Genomic DNA, 16,899 nt, shown 5'->3' on the forward strand with positions numbered 1-16,899 from the left:
CTCGCAATGAACCCGTGGCGAGGGAGCTCGCTCCCGCTCGGCTGCGCAGCAGTCGTAAACCCCGTCAACCGGTTTGCCCAGGAACATCCGATAACCCATGTGGGGCCGCTTCGCAGCCCAGCGGGAGCAAGCTCCCTCGCCACAAGGGTTTGCGGTAAGGGTGCTGCGTCATGCAGGCCGTCTTCACTCACCTCGACACTTCCAGCTCGCAATGAACCCGTGGCGAGGGAGCTTGCTCCCGCTCGGCTGCGCAGCAGTCGCAAACCCAGGCAACCGGTCTGGCCAGGAACATCCCATAGCTCATGTAGGGCCGCTTCGCAGCCCAGCGGGAGCGAGCTCCCGCGCCACAAGGGTTTGCAGGGGTTACTTTCCTTTGGGGATTTCGGACTTTTCCCGCAAACGTTACAGCTACCTGTAGGCCAGCGAGCAACTAACTTCAAAAGGAACCTATCAAAAGGACGCAAGGAATGCTTCCACGACCAAACTCACACTTGTTGCGCCAAGGACGTTTTTCCGAATCAGGCCGGGCCTACCTCATCACTGCGGTTGTACATCAGAGAAGGTCCATATTCAGCGATTGGCATCTGGGGCGTTTGCTAGTAGCGGAACTCAGACACGCCCACGATCAGGGAAGAGTGAACTCGATTGCCTGGGTGATCATGCCTGACCACTTCCATTGGCTCGTCCAAATCGAACGATGCACCCTGGCGCAACTCATGCAGGCCATCAAGTCCCGTAGCACGTTGACGATCAACCGGGCACTGAATCGAACAGGCGCATTCTGGCAAACCGGCTATCACGACCGGGCAATACGCGACGGCGAGGATTTACGCTCTTTCGCCCGCTACACCGTTGCTAATCCCTTGCGTGCAGGGTTGGTTGAAAAAATCGGTGATTACCCTCTGTGGGATGCCTGCTGGCTCTGAATCCAACGTTGCTCACTTTGTGGCGAGGGAGCTCGCTCCCGCTGGGCTGCGAAGCAGCCCCAAACCATAGGCAGGGTCGGGTCAGGTACATTCCGATTGCAGGGTTTTGGGGGCGCTTCGCAGCCCAGCGGGAGCAAGCTCCCTCGCCACAGGGCAAGCAGCTAACCGATATCTGGAGGTTCACAATTTTTTCACCATCGCCAACCACCGTCTAAGCTTCAGACAAGTCCGATCAATCTGCGTGAATGGATCAGTCGACTATGGGCGCTTTATGGCAAACCGATTCGAGTAAAACCGTGGTCCCGACTGAAGCTGTGGATGAAGCGCCATTACCTGAAAAACCACCTCGCAGCCGCGTAAAGCACGGCTGGAAGGCGTTTTGGCTGTTGCTGCTGATTATTGCCATCGTGGTAGGGCTCGCGGCTGCCAAAGAGATGCGCACGTCGCGATTTCAAGCTCGCGAGGTCAGCAAGTTCGCCAAGACGCTCACGTATGAGCTAAAACCTGGCCCCAGCGATGCGATTCACTACCCGGGCGCCGGTCCGTTCGACCTGCGTCTGGGCTACAGCTCCATGGGCGAGTTCCTGCCAAGATTGCTCAAGCGCAATTACGTGATTACCGAACAGACCCGCTTTTCCCCGGCGTTGATGAACTACACCGACAAAGGCCTTTTCGTACCCTATGCGGAAAAAATCCAGGCCGGTCTGTCGATCACCGATTGCCGGGCGGCGCCGCTGTACCAGTACAAATATCCGCAACAACTCTATGCCAGCTTCGACTCGATCCCGCCGGTCGTGGTCAACAGCCTGCTGTTCATCGAAAACCGCTTCTTGCTCGACCCTCGCCAACCCTTGGCCAACCCTGCCGTAGATTGGCCAAGGTTTGGCATGGCGGCCTACACCCAGGTGGCCAAGATGCTCCATCTGCCTGGCCAATCGGCGGGCGGCAGCACCCTGGCGACGCAACTGGAAAAATACCGGCATTCGCCCGATGGCTTGACCATGTCGGGTGGTGAAAAGATCCGCCAGATGATTTCCGCCAGCGTACGCGCTTATCAGGACGGCCCGCAGACACTCAAGTCGCGGCAGAACGTGGTACGCGACTACCTCAACAGCGTGCCGCTGTCGGCTGTGCCTGGACACGGTGAAGTGCACGGCATGGCGGAAGGTTTGCGCGTGTGGTACGGCGCCGATTTCAACCAGGCCAACCAACGCCTGGCCAGCGACGCCACGGATCCAAAAAGCCTGGCGGAGAAAGGCTTGGCCTTGCGCGAAATGCTGTCCTTGATGATCGCCCAGCGCCGCCCTTCGCACTACTTGACCAAAGGCCGCGATGAACTGGCTTCGCTCACCGACAGCCATATTCGTCTGCTGGCACAGAACAACGTGATCGACGCGCCTTTCGCCGCGGCGGCATTGGCGAGCAAGGTCACGTACCGCGACTGGGCGACCCAGCCGACCATCCAACCGATCGAAACCAACAAAGGCATCAGCGTGGCGCGCAGTCGGCTGGCGGGGTTGCTCAATCGTCCGTTGTACGACCTTGACCGCCTCGATCTCTCGGCCACCAGCACCCTGCAAGGTGAACTGCAAACTCAGGCCACTGCCTACCTGAAGAAACTCGCCGACCCCGTGTATGCCGCAGAAATCGGCCTGATGGGCGAGCGTTTGCTGACCCCCACCAGCACCACTCAGGTGCGCTACAGCTTCACTTTGTTCGAACTGACCCCGGACGGTTCGCGGGTGCGGGTACAAACTGACAGCACTGACCAGCCGTTCGATATCAATGAAGGCAGCAAACTGGAACTGGGCTCCACCGCAAAAATGCGGGTGATGACGACTTACCTGCAAATCATCGCCGAGTTGCACGATAAATATGCCGACATGAGCGTACCGGACCTGAAGAAAGTCGAAATACCGGAGCAGGACCGCCTCAGCCGCTGGGTCGTCGACTACTTTATCGAGAACAAGGACCACAGCCTGCAACCCTTGCTCAGTGCAGCGCTGGACCGCAAATATTCCGCCAGCCCCGGCGAAGCGTTTTTCACCGGCGGCGGGTTGCACACGTTCAATAACTTCCGCAAGGAAGACAACGGTCGCCTGCCGACCCTGCGCGACGCCCTGCGTGAGTCGATCAACCTGCCGTTCATTCGCCTGATGCGCGATATAGTGCGCTACGTCACGTACTCCGGTCCCAACAGCAGCGCCGAACTGCTCAAGGATGACCGCGACCCGCGTCGTCAGGAATACCTGGCCAGTTTTGCCGACCGCGAAGGGACGTCGTTCCTGCTCAAGTTCTGGAAAAAGTACCGCAACAAGGACACCCAGGCACGGCTCGAAACCTTTCTCGATGGTATGCGCCCGACGCCGATCCGCATGGCCGCCGTGCACCGGTATCTGTTGCCACAGGCCAGCCAGCAAAGCTTCAACAGCTTCGTGCGCTCACACCTGACCGGCGCCAAACTCACCGAAAAACTCACCGACGAGCGCCTTGAGCGGCTCTATCAGGCCTACGGCCCCGGCAGCTACGACCTGCCCGACCAAGGCTTCATCGCCAAGGTGCATCCATTGGACCTGTGGATGATGGGCTACCTGCTCAACCATCCGGACGCGACGTTCAAGGACATCGTCAAAGCCAGCCAGTTCGAACGTCAGGAAGTCTACAGCTGGCTGTTCAAGAGCCGGCACAAAGGTGCACGCGACAACCGCATCCGCACCATGCTGGAGATCGAGGCATTCCTCGACATTCACCAGCGCTGGCAGAACGTCGGTTATCCCTTCGACCATCTGGTGCCTTCACTGGCCACCGCCATCGGCAGCTCCGGCGACCGCCCTGCGGCACTGGCCGAGTTGATCGGCACCATCCTCAACGACGGCGTGCGCATGCCGACGCTGCGTATCGACAGCCTGCACTTTGCCGCCGGGACGCCGTATGAAACCAAGCTGATCAATGACCCGGATGTCGGTAAACGGGTCATGCCTGCGGAAGTTGCCAAAGCGATGCGCGAAGCCCTGTCGCAAGTGGTGGACGCCGGGACCGCCAAACGGCTGGCCGGCAGTTTCAAACTGCCCGATGGCGCACCGCTGGCCATGGGTGGCAAGACCGGCACTGGCGATAACCGTATCGAAGCCATCGGTTCGGGCGGGCGGATTCTCAGTTCGAAATCAATCAACCGCACGGCGACCTTCGTCTTCTATATCGGCGACACCCACTTCGGCACGCTGACCGCTTACGTACCGGGACGCTCGGCTGAAGCGTTCAAGTTCACCTCTGCCCTGCCGGTACAGGTGCTCAAGGGCATGGCACCGATCCTGACGCAGTACCTGCAACCGGGGACCCATACGATGTGTCAGGGAGCCGTGGCAACGGCACAACGCTAAGCCCCAAAGTGCCAAGCCAGCTGTGGCGGTATATGTATGTTTTTCACTCTTGAATTTTGAGAGGTTCGAGTCGAAGCCTTCGCTATTTCAAACCAGAATTCGCGCTTTTTTCAGGCGCGTTGCTTGCCTAGTCTTGTCGCTCCACTATTGATCAATGGACGATCAAGCAATGCTCAATCGAAACCTGACAAGTCAACGATCAGATCAGTCCCCACTGGCATTTCCCGATAAAAGCATTCATTACGAGTTAGTTAAAAAGGCCGTCCCCCCCTGGCTATTGAACGCTTCAGCGGCACGTATCCAAGAGTTGAAAAACGTCGCCTTGGCAATTCCAGACTGGAATAGAAATGCTTCTGCCGCTGCGCACGATAGCCTGAAGAATGAAATCGAACGCCATTGGCACGCACAAAACGACGTCGATAAGGCGCTGAGCAGCCTTCAGGACGTCTACGCCTTCGCCAAACCCATACTGCAACAGGCGTTGAAAGAACGTTTCGACATAGACGAAGACGTCGAAAATACCTGGTTACGTTTGTATGCGCCGGCGAGAAGTTCGTGGTGGGTGCATGACTTTGTCGCTGGCACCAAGAGCCGAACTGTGTCCTTGCTGGATGCAGCGCTGCATAACTTTTCGCATAACGAAATATTCACCGCAGATTCCTCCTTCATCACCCGGCCCGATGCCCGGGGACACTTCGATGTAAAACACCTCAAGCACAAAATGAGCATTGAGCAGTTCAAATCGTTGTGTCGCCAACTGAATATTGGCGCTCGATACGAACAACACCTGAAAGAGTTTTTATTGTCGACAAATAGAGTGGCCAGCAATTTTTTGCGCAACAAAGTCATTCTCAGCCAGAAAAGCGCATTGAGTGTCGCGCTACGAATTGCCCTGATGAAAAAAGATATCGGGCAGCCTGCCTATGATGCCGTGCGAGGGATGCTCAATGACCAGGCACAATTGACATGGAACGGACAACCCGTCAGCTATTACAACCTGTCGATGATGGATGTGGCGCTGACCGGTATAGTCCTGATCGCAGCAGATGTTCTCACCGCTGCCAATCCTGTCCCTGTGATTGCCTATGTCCCCCATGACCCTGAGCACCCCCTCAAGGAATATTCATCGTTACTGGAGTTCATGGCTGAACTGACACGCCAGTTGCGCGATTCCCCGAACCCGCAAGCAACAGGTCGCGGAAGCTATCAACAGTTCTTCAGCCAGTTTGTCGATCATCAGCAACGGGGACATTTTTTTGCCGGATTGAATGACCGTCTAAGCAAAGTGAAATGGCATCCAGCGCCGCCAGGTTCGGGCTTACCCAGTTGGCGTGACACGCCTGTGGATAATCCGAAGCTGCAGTTCAGCCTGTCGAACATTCAGGATGATCGCCAAAACCGCTTCAGCGGCGATGTATGGGACTATTTCTATCGACAGAAACTGAACAAGATTCTCAATGACGCGCGGGAAATCGCCGTTTCCACCGAGTACGCCGACCGCATGGCGCGTTGGGCCTGGTGGGACAATCTGAAAAAAATCCTTTCAGATATTCTCAACGTTGCATTGCTGGTGGCGACACCATTCTTACCCGGTCTCGGCACACTGATGCTCGCCTATACCGCCTATCAACTGACCGACCAAGTGGTCGAGGGCCTTGTCGATCTGGCCGAAGGCCGGTTGGCAGAATTCGGGGAACAAACCCTCGGTGTGCTCGAAAGCGTTTTACAGCTGGGCGCGTTCGCAGCGGGAGCCACGCTTGGCCATGTCGCACGGGCGAAGCTTTCGCCGTTCTTCGAAGGGCTCAAACCAGTGCAGTTGGCCAATGGTCAGACGCGATTGTGGAACCCTGACCTCTCCCCCTATCACCAGACAGTGGCCTTGCCCGAACATGCCAAACCGGATCAGTTGGGCATTTATCAGCATCTGGGCAAGAAAATGCTCGCATTGGATGACCAGCTATTCGAAGTCGAAAATGATCCGGTCACGGGTCAGCACCGGATAAAACATCCGGCGCGGCCCGACGCCTATGCCCCCACGCTCACCCACAACGGTCATGGTGCCTGGGTCAGCGAAATCGAGAACCCGCGTCAGTGGGAAGGTTCGACATTGATGCGTCGTCTCGGTCATGCCACCGATGACTTCAGTGATTCGCAGCTGGAACAGCTTTGTCAGATCAGCGGCACAGATGAAGCCATTTTGCGCAGAATGCATGTGGAAAACGCTCCACCCCCACCGCTGTTAATGGATACGTTGCAACGCCTGAGTACCTCGCCGCACAGCAGCGTCGAAGCCCCGTCCACTGAAATCAGTCTGCTACTGCGTGACTTTCCCGATCTGCCAAATCGTGTCGCGGAGAAAGTCATGGACAGCGTGACCCCGACGGAGCGCCAACAGCTTGCGCAAAACAAGCTCCCCCTGCGCCTGAAAAACCAGGCACGGGAACTTCAGTTCGAGATCGGCTCAACAAGAGCCGCCCAAGGCATTTTCCGTGACTCATTAACCAACATCGACACCGAACGTCTGGTACTGGGCGCCTTGCGATTCAACACCGACACTTTCGCCGACCTGCGTATTGAAATCCGCCAGGGTACGCTCAATGGCGAACTTCGTTGCAGCGCCGGTGCGCAAGATGCAACGCTGCTGAGGATCCTGGTTCGAGACGAGGCCGGGAAATACACCGTGCGCGATGCTGAAAATCAACGGCTTCATGAAGCCGATAGCTTATATGAGTCACTGCTTCAGGCCCTCGGTCCCGAACAGCGCCGGGCGCTGGGTTATAAACCGGGCGATGCAGCACCATTCAAACAATGGCTCATCGCCAAAACCTCGCCATCGTCCGAACGCCGACGGGTGCTCGCCGAGCCCCCTGTTCGCCCCGTAGCCCAACACGAAACCATGATCCTCGTTCGCGGCGGGGCACTCAGCAAAGACGGAGTCACTCTGCATGAGCGTATCAGGGACCTGCACCCGCACTTCAGTGAAGGCGAAGTAGAGACGTTCGCCAATGCCTTGATCGAAAAAGGCGATCCCATGCGGGCCATGGGCACACTTGAAGGCGATCTGGATGAACTGCGCGCGATCGTAAAGCGTTGGGAGTATCAGCAACCCGAAGGTTGGGGACCTGGCGCTTATGAGTTCCGGGACGAGGGCGGATTGCACATCGCCGAACGCCTGATTGAGTGCTTCGAACGCAAAACCACCGACCTCGGCAGTCGCACAGATCCGGACAGCTACGCCCTCGACCTTTCCACAGCCTTGCAGTCGCTGGATCTGGAAACCTGGTGGTCGAAACGCCCTGCGCTGAAAAATTTTCTCGATAAAGTCACGGTGCTGAAACTGGACAATACGCGTTTTGCCAGCGAATCGAATGGTTTACTGCAAGACTTCCCCAACCTTCGCGAACTTAGTGCCAAAGGCTGCGAACTGACGATCCTGCCTAAAAGCATCGGCAGCATGCGCGGGCTTGAACGCCTGCGATTGAGCGACAACCGGATCGCGCTGGATGCGCCTGCAGTTGAGCAACTGAGAAATCTGACCTATCTGGAAGTACTCCGGCTCGAAGACAACCCCTTGGGCATCAGTCCCGATATTGGTCGCATGCCAAGGCTGAAAGTCGTGGTGTTGAAAAATACCGGAATCACCCATTGGCCCGCAGGCACCCTGGCCAAAGTAAGACCACGCGGATTCTTTCTTGATATGCGGGAAAATCCGATTGAGCAAATTCCGGATGTCGTTCCCGGATCGCCCAATGCCTCGGTCGTGGCACGCACTCATCTTGATCTCGGAAAACTGTCCGAGCTCAATCAGGTGCTTTATCAGGACATTCGTCGCTCGGCAGGACTTTCTCCCAAGCCGGTGGTGCCCTCGGCCACCGAAGTCGATGCGATTATCCGCTCAAGCTTCAATACCGCTCTGTGGAACGAGGTGCCGGGTTGGGGTATTGATCGACAGAATGTCTGGTCGACATTGATCGACGAACCGCAGGCCGAACGCTTCATGTCCTTTCTTGCAGACACTCAACATTTTGCCGACTACCGAGCCGGTGGCGAAGCGCGTAACCAATTGCTGCAGCGGGTCTGGCGCATGCTTGACGCCGTATACCTGGATGACAACTTGCGCGAGGAGCTGTTCACCGCCGTCGAGCAACCGGACAACCATGACAACGCTGGTGCTCAACGTTTCAACACCATGGGTATCAAGGTGCTGGCCTCGGAGGCCTACTCCTATTCGACCGACCCGGCTCAGCTTGAACAGCAACTGGTCACCCTGGCCAAAGGTGCGGCACGCCTGGAGCTGGTCAACGAAATTGTCGAGGCCGATATGGCGAGCCGGGCAGACAATCCGGACCAGGTCGCCGTGTACCAGGCCTACCAGACGGCCCTGGCAGAACGGTTGAACCTGCCTTGGCAATCCAGAGGCATCCCCTTCACAAAGGTAGCGGGGGTAAGCGAGGCAATGATTGATCAGGCCTACGATAAGGTTCTATCCCTGGAGCAAGGTGATGGGCTGGTCAACAAGATGCTGGAACGCAACTTCTGGACGCGCTATCTGCGTGAAAAGTATCCGGTACGAATCGAGGCCAATAAACAGCGGTATCTGACTCGATATGAGCAGCTCACAACCTTGCGCGAATCACAGCGCGAATGGGCTGAGTCGGTGAACCTGACAGACGTCGAACGCAGCGCACTGAGAGAGCGGCTCAAAGTGCTGATGAATGATTTACCGGTACCGGCCACTGTCGTCTTTGCCGATCAAGCGATAAGCGATGCGGTCTTCGATCGATTGCTGGTTGATCTGGGGTATGAACAAAAAGAACTGTCGAGACGACTGACCCGTGAAGCGTTGAGAAGAGCAGCTCAATAACCCGCACACGTTGCCCTGATCGAACCCAAAAGAGCCTGACGGTTGCGAACATCGTCAGGCTCTTTTTTGGCGCGTCAGGGCATCACTTTTATCACCTGGCAAGTCTTCAGGTACCGGCAGGGGCGGCTGCATTGAAAATCAGCTGCACGCTTCCATGGTAAGTCCCGGGTTTATAACCACCGGACGGCACTTTTGGTTGTATCTCCAGGGGAAAGCGGCCGCCCGCTGTGGCTTGTGCCGCTGATACCACCTGCCGGGGTTGCGGATCGTGGCTCAGTTCCTGGCCATTGAAACGGACCTGCAGGTAAATGTTCTGATCATCACGTCCATTGGACAAATAGGGCTCGATTTCGAGCCGCGCTTCGATGGCACTGGTGTCGTGTTTGACGTCGAAATTCTTACGCAGCCCACCCAAGGTCGACGTATTGATGTTCCAGGCCAGAATCTGCTCGCGATGAATCCAGTCCGATTCGGCCGGGATTATATAAAACCCAAGAGTTGGAATATCCGCCGACACTTCGAACGTGTGTTCCTCCCGTGCCGCGAATGCGCACACACTTATCAGCGTCAAGACACCTGCGCACCCGACAATGGCTGCTGGCTTGATCATGTCAGTTATCCTTTGCATCACCGTTTACCTCATCATTGCTTGCTGGCGATGCGCAGCGGTTTTTTCGCGTTGCCCTCGACCAGATTGAAGCGGTACTCGCGACCGGGCTTTTTCTCGAATTCGAAGGTCCGGCCCGCGAGGATGTGGTGTTTGGTGGTCGGCTCGCATTCGGTCTCGTCCTTGAGCGAGCAGTTGCGAAACTCATCGACTACCACCACCGTATTGCCGTTGTTACGCAGACGGTAACGCTCGGCTCCATCTTCGATCACACTGTCGAAACGGCTGTCCTTCGGCCGCACGAAGAACACCGTGCCGAACCCGGTCATGATGTTGACCCCCGCCGAGAGGTTCTTTTTGTATTCCTCGCGTTCCTCGCTGGACACGGCAAAGTCGTCTTCCTTTTCCGGCACCACCGGCACAAAACGCACGCGAAAATATCGTTCGGTGTCCCGGTTGCCCATCAGCAGCAAGCGTGTCCCCTGCATGCCATTGGCCGGCACGATCAACCGCGCGGGGCTGGCCATCAAGCCATCGCGGGCACTGGCATCGGCCTGTGTCTTGACCGGCACTTCACGGGACGTTCCATCGGCGTCGTAGACAATCTCAAGGATATTGACCTTGACGAAAGCGGTACTGTCACCGCTGTTGAACACGCGCTTGAGGTAGGTGCTCTTGTCACCATCCAGATAGTCGTAAACCGTACCGACGTTGATCTGCGGCCCGGCCTGAAGACCTGAAGAAAAACCGCACAAACCCAACAGCAACCACAGACGTTTCATACCCTTGAACCTCATCAGCATTGAACACAAACGGACGGCACTTGACGATTCGCAGCCCATCAAAGATCCGAATCCCAGATCACCGTGACGTTGCCGGCGTAATAGCCGGGCTGACCGGGGCTGAGCATGAAACCCATCTGACTGGATGGAATTTCGAAGTGCAACACGCCTGGACGTCTGTCCACATAGAAGCCCGGTTGAAACTGCTGGGCATTCTCCGCACCGACACGTAGCCGACGCTGTTTGACCGGTTGACCGGCGAGGTCGGTCAGGCCATTTGGCAACGTGGTACTGACTTGCACCTCAACCGCACGCCCGTTTTTGCGGTCCTGGATCATGCACTCAAAAGGTCTTATGGCGATTTCGCATTCCAGGTGCATTTTGAAACGCGTCGACGCCGAGATCAGGAAGGTCTGGTCGCGGAACAGCCGAACAGGCTTTCGACCTTCGTTCAACCAGCTTTGCCAGCCACCTGCCGGGGTCAAACGGACTTTTTCCCCGCCCGGAGGAATATCGACTTTCAGGGTGTGCTGTACGTCCAGCACGAAGTCCAGTGTCAGGTTACTGTCGTCCGCAGGCATGCTTCCCAAGTCGAAATCAGCACCTGGGCCGACTCGATAGCTCAGCGATCCGGTATAGAGCCCGGTCGACATTCCCAGCGGGTTGGGCGTGCGCAGTTCATAGGCAATATCCAGATTTTCGAAGGACATGTGCGGGATAGCAAAGTAGGTTCTTTTGTTGCAGGCCGCCTCTGTCGGGGTTTTCCAGAAGAATCGATACGTATTGGGTGAGTACGCCCCTACACCGCTGTACTCGCAAGGAGGTGGCGCGTATACCCAGCTGCTGCCGTACCACAGTTTCTGATGTCCCTCGAGAATGTCTGTCACACCGACCAGGCTGGCGGCCGAATGACTCAGGACGTATTCGGAACCAACACCGGTAATGCGCACCTCGACCGTTTCGGTTTCCAGTGTTTGCCTGTTCGTCACCGTCAGTTGCCGCCAGTTGGCCGGTACTTTCACAGGGATGAGATCCAGACGCCCGATGTTTGCCCTCGGTCCGAAGCGAACCGGCAAACGAATGCTGAACATATTGTTGTCCTTGCACTGGTCCGGGTAAGTCGCGCAATAGCCGCTGTTCGGAGTCTTGTTAATGAATACGTTTTTTTGCGGCTGCGAGGGATCGGGGGTGAACAGTGCCCGGATCTCCTGATTCACCGCCCCAACCGATGGAGCCACCAACGTCATCGCCAGCGCCAGGCCGACAGTAGAGATTTTCATGGCTTCAACCTGCCTTCTGATCAGAGGAACTGGCATCGGCCAGCGTGTCCGGCGTGCACTTCAGATCACCGATCATCAACACGTTGTTTTCACTGCGATGACGATCGGCATCGAGGCGGAACTGGCACAACAGTTGATTGGCGTAGCGCACTTCCAGGGTCGGTGAACCGGCGTTCATTTCCATCGAGAAAAATCCGTCGACTTCGGTCACCCCACGGCTGGCATGGTTGATCACGTGATGCCCCTTGAGTGGCTGTCCTTGTGCATCGAGCAAGCGCCCGAGCACTGTCAGGGTTTTGCTCACGGTGATCTTGCGGTAGTCCACCCCGCCCTTGTTCAGGTGATAGCGGGTACGGGAAGGCGCGATGCTCGCTGCCGGCACATGGTTGCCTTCGAAATCGAAGCTCACCGAGCTGTTCTTGTACGCCGTCAACGGAATGAAATTGCGCCCCGGACGCAGCGCCACGCTGCCACCACTGAGGTCATCGGCACGCAGGGCGATGCCATCGATATCGGACTCAATGTCGACAATCATCCCGGCACCGCGCCCCTGATGCTGACTGGTCAGGGCCATACGCTGACCACCAACGACCACCGTGCTGTCGAGGTTCAGGCCGCCGGTGAAATTTCCGTTGTAGGAAGAGCGCTGCAGGAAACCGTCGCCGTTGATCGCATCGGTGCGAAAGTTCGCCAGGCTCGACAAGCCGACGCCGTAGGTGTCGGTCAGCGCGGTCACCGAGACGCTTTGCAGCACATGGTCCTGCAGGTCTTTTCGGTAGCCAAGTGAAGCGTTGTTGTCACGGCTGCCATCTCGCGCCGTACGCGAACCGATGCTGCCGGACACTTGCTGACCCGGCCCGCCCAGTGCCATGTTGATGCTCAGATCGACACCGCGATTACGCGCATCGCCGCTGCTGTAGCTGCCCGGACGATCGAACAGCGACAGACGCCAGTTGGCATCACTGCCAAGCAACGTCATGCGTTGCGTCCAACCCAGATCCAAACCGACGCCTTCGACATTGCCTTCGCTGTGAGAGACACGCGCATTGATTGAGCTTTTGCGGCTGATCCGGTGGTTCAACGCCAGCGATGAGTTGCTGGTTTCGCCAGTGAACACATTACGTTGGCGCACGCGGGTGCCGTCGGGCAACGTGTCGTAGGTGTTGGTGGTATCAAGCCAGCTGCGGTTGTGGCTGACCACCAGGCTGCCGGAACCATAGTTGTAGAGTGCCTGCAGATCAGCGCCAGTACCGTGGTCTTCGGTCTGGTACAGATTGGCGTACAGGTTGATGCTGTTGGCCAGGCTCCAGTCGATGGAACTGCCGTACTGAAGCGTGCTGCGGACCTGACGTGCCGATAATCCAAGGATCACTCTTGGGTGCAGCAGGTAGTTGATCGCAGCGCCCGCGGTCGCATCGCCGTTGTTCTGTTGATCCCAATTACTGAGCAGCTTGCTTTCCTGCCCTGCGAACAGGTTGTAGCGCCAGCGCTCATCGAGATTACGCCAGTTGTTGGGTTTGTAGATCAGTTCCTGGGTGGTTGAAGTGGTTTGGCCGTCTTCGATCAGTCGCACTTCCACTTCGTAGATACCGCCGGGCAATGGCCGGGTGTCGAGGGTTTGCAAACCTGCCGGAACTGACTGGGTGTTGATCAGCAAACCATCGCGAAATATCTCCACCGAGGCCTGCCGATTGGCGGTGACATAAATCGGATAAACACTGGGTCTCGGACTGTCGATCGCCAGACTGTCAGAACTGCCGTACATCACGCCCACGGCGGTGTCAGGGCTGGTACCGAACGAGCGCGGCTGACGCGTGAGGCCTTCGGAATTGGGGGTGAAGTAACCCAGTCGAAAAAAACTGCCTTGCAGTTCGCGCTGGGTGTAGAGCTCATGCACCGCATGGTAAGTCTTGGTGTCCGGGCCGCCCAGGCGCGCCAGTTGCATATTGAAGGCTTGGCTCCAGTTACCAAGGCTGCCACTGGCCTCGAGGCCGAATCGTCCTCCAAGATCCTGATCCTGACCACCATTGAGGTTAAGTTGGTTGCGCACCATCAGGCCGCTGCTGCCGCCTTCGGGCTGGTCGTAGAAACGCTTGGCATCAATGTCACGCTCGGCGTTTTCGGTGACGATCGACAGCAAGGAGCTTTCCAGGTTGTAGTGAACCGCCAGCATCTGCTCCGGGCATTTACCGGTGCAGGCACCCAGCGCGACGCCGGGCTTGAGGACATCAGCCCAGGTTTCGCGCTCAATGGCGCCGAAGCGGCTTTCGCTGGTATCGGTGAAATCGAGCAAGGTCACCCGATCATCGCGCGACAACACGATCATCGCCTCGCCGAGGGGCTGTTGATCAAGCTCGACCCGAACGGCCAATGGCACGTCGAAAAAATGCTCCTCGAAATCCGCCGGCAAGCCTTTGGCCTGAGCCAGCAAACTTCGGGGGGTATTATCAATAGTGGTGGGCGCCGCAAATGCGCTGCTGCACAACAGCAACGCAAGCGCTGCCGCGATGGGCGTCATCGGGAACATGAACAAATACTCTGTTTGCAAGAAGTTCAAAGCCCGGTCGACAAACCGAAAGTTTGCCAACCGGTTACGTTACTTAGAATAAGTACACGTTCTGCCGCGGATGTTTCTTAGACGGAAGGTTCAACTATCAGCATGACGACACCGGTGTAATCACCCGCATCAGGCTTGCCGCCAACTGCACTGATTTTGAACGGGGCGCGATAGCGGACATTGGACTCGGTTTCACCCACTACTTCCTGCGAAGTGGTCGTCAGGGTTTTACCGTTGAGCTCGACCTTGAGGTCGATGGTCTTGTTCCCGGCAATCAGCTTCGGCACGCTTTCGAGACGGGCGTTGACCCGGCCTGCGGTATGCAGAACATCGAAGTGACCATCAACCGTTCTCATCGAGTCGGTGCCCGGGTTGTAACTCATGTCCTGATCCTTGTTGACCAGGTCCGAATCAACTGGCACCGCGTAGAAATCGTCGGATGGAACATGGGCCACAATGCTGATGGAATGCTTGGCTTCAGTGGCGGCAAACGCCATCGAGGAACTCAGTGCCAGAACAGCCAGAGGAGCAGCAAACGCGATTTTCTTGAACATCTTTCAGTACCTGTCGTTTTAAATAATAGGATCTAAGTATTGGAAGTTGCGCTGAAACCAGACAGTCACGAGCAGTGAGGTCCAGCGCAACTTTCAACGCCGAAAGATGATCGACCAAAAAGTCTTGAAAGTAAGCAGGCAAGTTCCTCAATAGGCGTAGCCAAAGTGGCGCCAGCACAGCAAGAAAAAACTCAGAATATTGATAGATTCAATGTTCGACTGTCAGATAAATACTACATAGAGCCAATGAACAGACAATCCAGACCTGCAACGCAACAGAAACTTCTGTAGGAACAATATTACAAAACCAATGTATTAAGGCGTGCAAAGTTAATTTAGAGAGTTAACACTAATTTCAACTTCTTCGCCTGTCTCGACAATCTTTTGCGCCGCCGCGAAAACGCCATTTTCAGTGGCGGTTCGGCCTGACGTGATGACCAACCGTTGGTCGGAGGCTTTTGCCAAACACAAAAGATATATCTTAAGTTGTATCTAAACACGACAAAGAGAACGCTAGAGATGAGAGACCATCATTCTCCCCACCGCGAACACGGCGACGGTCGCGACGGCTTCGAAAAACGCCCCGGCCGCGAACGCGGTGGTCGCGGGCCTCGGGTATTTGCCCCCGGCGATCTGAAATTGCTGTTACTGGCATTGATCGCCGAGCAGCCGTGCCACGGTTACGACCTGATCCGCCAGATCGAAGGCATGTTCGACGGCGCCTACAGCCCGAGCCCCGGTGTGATTTATCCGACCCTGACTTTTCTGGAAGAGAGCGAACTGATTACCGGTGATGTCGAAGGCGGAAAAAAGCGCTACAGCGTCACAGAGGCCGGTCGCCAGTCATTGGCTGAGCAAGCCGTTGCACTCGAAGGCGTGCGAATGCGCATCGACGTCAGCAAGCGTTCGTTGCGCGGGCATGATCGTCCGGCCGAAATTCACGAGGCCGTGCATAACCTGCGCCATGCGTTGCAGTTGCACCATGGACGCTGGAGCCCGGAAGAAATCCAGCGTGTCGCGACGCTGCTGAACAACACCGCCAAAGCCATCGTCGACGGCCCCGCCGTTCCATCAACCCAGGAGAAAGCGAATGACTGAAGTGAACACACAAGCCATTCACCGTGTCATGCATGAAATCAAACGTCGTCGCCTGGAAGTCTTGCGCGTGGTTGACCTGACCCCACGCATGCGCCGGATTACCCTGGGCGGGCCGGAGCTGGCGGGCTTCGTCAGCCTCGGCACCGACGACCACGTCAAATTGCTGTTCCCGCAAAATGCCGAGCAAGCCGCGGCGCTGGAAACGCTGGAGCTCGGCGCCGGCAAGAGCGGCGGCCCGATGCCTGAGATGCGTGACTACACCCCGCGCCGCTACGACCTGGAAAAACTGGAGCTGGACATCGATTTTGTCCTGCACGGCGACGGCCCGGCCTCGACCTGGGCCGAGCAGGCCAAACCCGGACAGTTCCTGCACATCGGCGGGCCACGGGGTTCGATGATCGTGCCGGATATCTTCGACAGCTATCTGCTGATCGGCGATGAAACCGCCCTGCCCGCCATCGCCCGACGCCTGGAAAGCCTGGCAGCCAACCGCCGTGCGCTGGTGATTGTGGAAGTGGAAAACGGCAAGGAACAGCAAGTGCTGCAAAGCGCTGCCGAGGTCAATGTGATCTGGGTCTTGCGCGAGGGCGGCAAGGACCATTTGCTGAGCACCGTGCGGCAGATCAAGGTGCCGGCCGGCAGCCTGTATGCGTGGGTTGCGACTGAGAGCAAAGTATCGCGGCAGATTCGTCGCGTGCTACTGGACGAGCATGGGCTGGATGAGCAGTTCGTCAAAGCTGTTGGTTACTGGAAGCTGAATGCTGGCGATGATGAGTGATTCAGCCTGACATGATTACTGTGGCGAGGGAGCTTGCTCCCGCTCGGCTGCGCAGCAGTCGCAACATCGGCAA

At 57.0% G+C, this 16,899-nt stretch carries 10 protein-coding genes; 5 read left to right on the top strand and 5 right to left on the bottom strand.

Annotated features, from left to right (window positions below):
- The first annotated feature begins 467 nt into the window (after positions 1 to 467).
- The 3 genes from D8U73_RS01635 to D8U73_RS01645 all read left to right on the top strand — a co-directional run bounded on the left by D8U73_RS01635 (position 468) and on the right by D8U73_RS01645 (position 9,170).
- A complete protein-coding gene (locus D8U73_RS01635) occupies positions 468 to 926 on the top strand; it encodes a transposase (protein WP_056855229.1) in 459 nt (152 codons plus the stop codon).
- A gap of 260 nt (positions 927 to 1,186) precedes the next feature.
- Complete coding sequence (locus D8U73_RS01640; protein ID WP_130903554.1) at positions 1,187 to 4,306, top strand: transglycosylase domain-containing protein; 3,120 nt, start codon at positions 1,187 to 1,189, stop codon at positions 4,304 to 4,306.
- A gap of 169 nt (positions 4,307 to 4,475) precedes the next feature.
- A complete protein-coding gene (locus D8U73_RS01645; protein WP_130903555.1) occupies positions 4,476 to 9,170 on the top strand; it encodes a DUF6543 domain-containing protein in 4,695 nt (1,564 codons plus the stop codon).
- A gap of 106 nt (positions 9,171 to 9,276) precedes the next feature.
- Here D8U73_RS01645 and D8U73_RS01650 read toward each other — a convergent pair whose 3' ends face one another.
- The 5 genes from D8U73_RS01650 to D8U73_RS01670 form a co-directional block, all read right to left on the bottom strand.
- The gene (locus D8U73_RS01650) at positions 9,277 to 9,780 is read right to left on the bottom strand and encodes a CS1 type fimbrial major subunit (RefSeq protein WP_130903556.1); all 504 of its coding nucleotides are present in this window, start codon (positions 9,778 to 9,780) and stop codon (positions 9,277 to 9,279) included.
- Between the two features lie 32 nt (positions 9,781 to 9,812).
- On the bottom strand, positions 9,813 to 10,559 hold the full coding sequence (locus D8U73_RS01655; protein ID WP_130903557.1) for a molecular chaperone: 747 nt from the start codon (positions 10,557 to 10,559) through the stop codon (positions 9,813 to 9,815).
- A gap of 59 nt (positions 10,560 to 10,618) precedes the next feature.
- Positions 10,619 to 11,839 carry a hypothetical protein gene (locus D8U73_RS01660; protein ID WP_130903558.1) on the bottom strand — a complete coding sequence of 407 codons (1,221 nt, stop codon included), beginning with the start codon at positions 11,837 to 11,839 and terminating at the stop codon, positions 10,619 to 10,621.
- 4 nt (positions 11,840 to 11,843) lie between these two features.
- The gene (locus D8U73_RS01665; RefSeq protein WP_130903559.1) at positions 11,844 to 14,366 is read right to left on the bottom strand and encodes a CS1-pili formation C-terminal domain-containing protein; all 2,523 of its coding nucleotides are present in this window, start codon (positions 14,364 to 14,366) and stop codon (positions 11,844 to 11,846) included.
- A gap of 107 nt (positions 14,367 to 14,473) precedes the next feature.
- On the bottom strand, positions 14,474 to 14,950 hold the full coding sequence (locus D8U73_RS01670) for a CS1 type fimbrial major subunit (protein WP_130903560.1): 477 nt from the start codon (positions 14,948 to 14,950) through the stop codon (positions 14,474 to 14,476).
- 519 nt (positions 14,951 to 15,469) lie between these two features.
- On the opposite strand from D8U73_RS01670, the gene D8U73_RS01675 reads away from it, so the two are divergent.
- Together D8U73_RS01675 and D8U73_RS01680 are read left to right on the top strand one after the other, a co-directional pair.
- On the top strand, positions 15,470 to 16,048 hold the full coding sequence (locus tag D8U73_RS01675; protein ID WP_130903561.1) for a PadR family transcriptional regulator: 579 nt from the start codon (positions 15,470 to 15,472) through the stop codon (positions 16,046 to 16,048).
- Positions 16,041 to 16,826 carry a siderophore-interacting protein gene (locus D8U73_RS01680; protein ID WP_130903562.1) on the top strand — a complete coding sequence of 262 codons (786 nt, stop codon included), beginning with the start codon at positions 16,041 to 16,043 and terminating at the stop codon, positions 16,824 to 16,826. Before D8U73_RS01675 ends, D8U73_RS01680 begins: the two co-directional genes overlap by 8 nt.
- Positions 16,827 to 16,899 lie beyond the last annotated feature (73 nt).

This window comes from Pseudomonas sp. Sample_22 (genome assembly GCF_004307635.1).
GTDB lineage: Bacteria > Pseudomonadota > Gammaproteobacteria > Pseudomonadales > Pseudomonadaceae > Aquipseudomonas.

Coding starts and splice junctions, on each gene's coding strand:
- D8U73_RS01670 (WP_130903560.1), bottom strand. CDS start 14,950: ATGTTCAAGAAAATCGCGTTTGCTGCTCCTCTGGCTGTTCTGGCACTG.
- D8U73_RS01680 (WP_130903562.1), top strand. CDS start 16,041: ATGACTGAAGTGAACACACAAGCCATTCACCGTGTCATGCATGAAATC.
- D8U73_RS01645 (WP_130903555.1), top strand. CDS start 4,476: ATGCTCAATCGAAACCTGACAAGTCAACGATCAGATCAGTCCCCACTG.
- D8U73_RS01675 (WP_130903561.1), top strand. CDS start 15,470: ATGAGAGACCATCATTCTCCCCACCGCGAACACGGCGACGGTCGCGAC.
- D8U73_RS01640 (WP_130903554.1), top strand. CDS start 1,187: ATGGGCGCTTTATGGCAAACCGATTCGAGTAAAACCGTGGTCCCGACT.
- D8U73_RS01660 (WP_130903558.1), bottom strand. CDS start 11,839: ATGAAAATCTCTACTGTCGGCCTGGCGCTGGCGATGACGTTGGTGGCT.
- D8U73_RS01655 (WP_130903557.1), bottom strand. CDS start 10,559: ATGAAACGTCTGTGGTTGCTGTTGGGTTTGTGCGGTTTTTCTTCAGGT.
- D8U73_RS01635 (WP_056855229.1), top strand. CDS start 468: ATGCTTCCACGACCAAACTCACACTTGTTGCGCCAAGGACGTTTTTCC.
- D8U73_RS01650 (WP_130903556.1), bottom strand. CDS start 9,780: ATGATCAAGCCAGCAGCCATTGTCGGGTGCGCAGGTGTCTTGACGCTG.
- D8U73_RS01665 (WP_130903559.1), bottom strand. CDS start 14,366: ATGTTCCCGATGACGCCCATCGCGGCAGCGCTTGCGTTGCTGTTGTGC.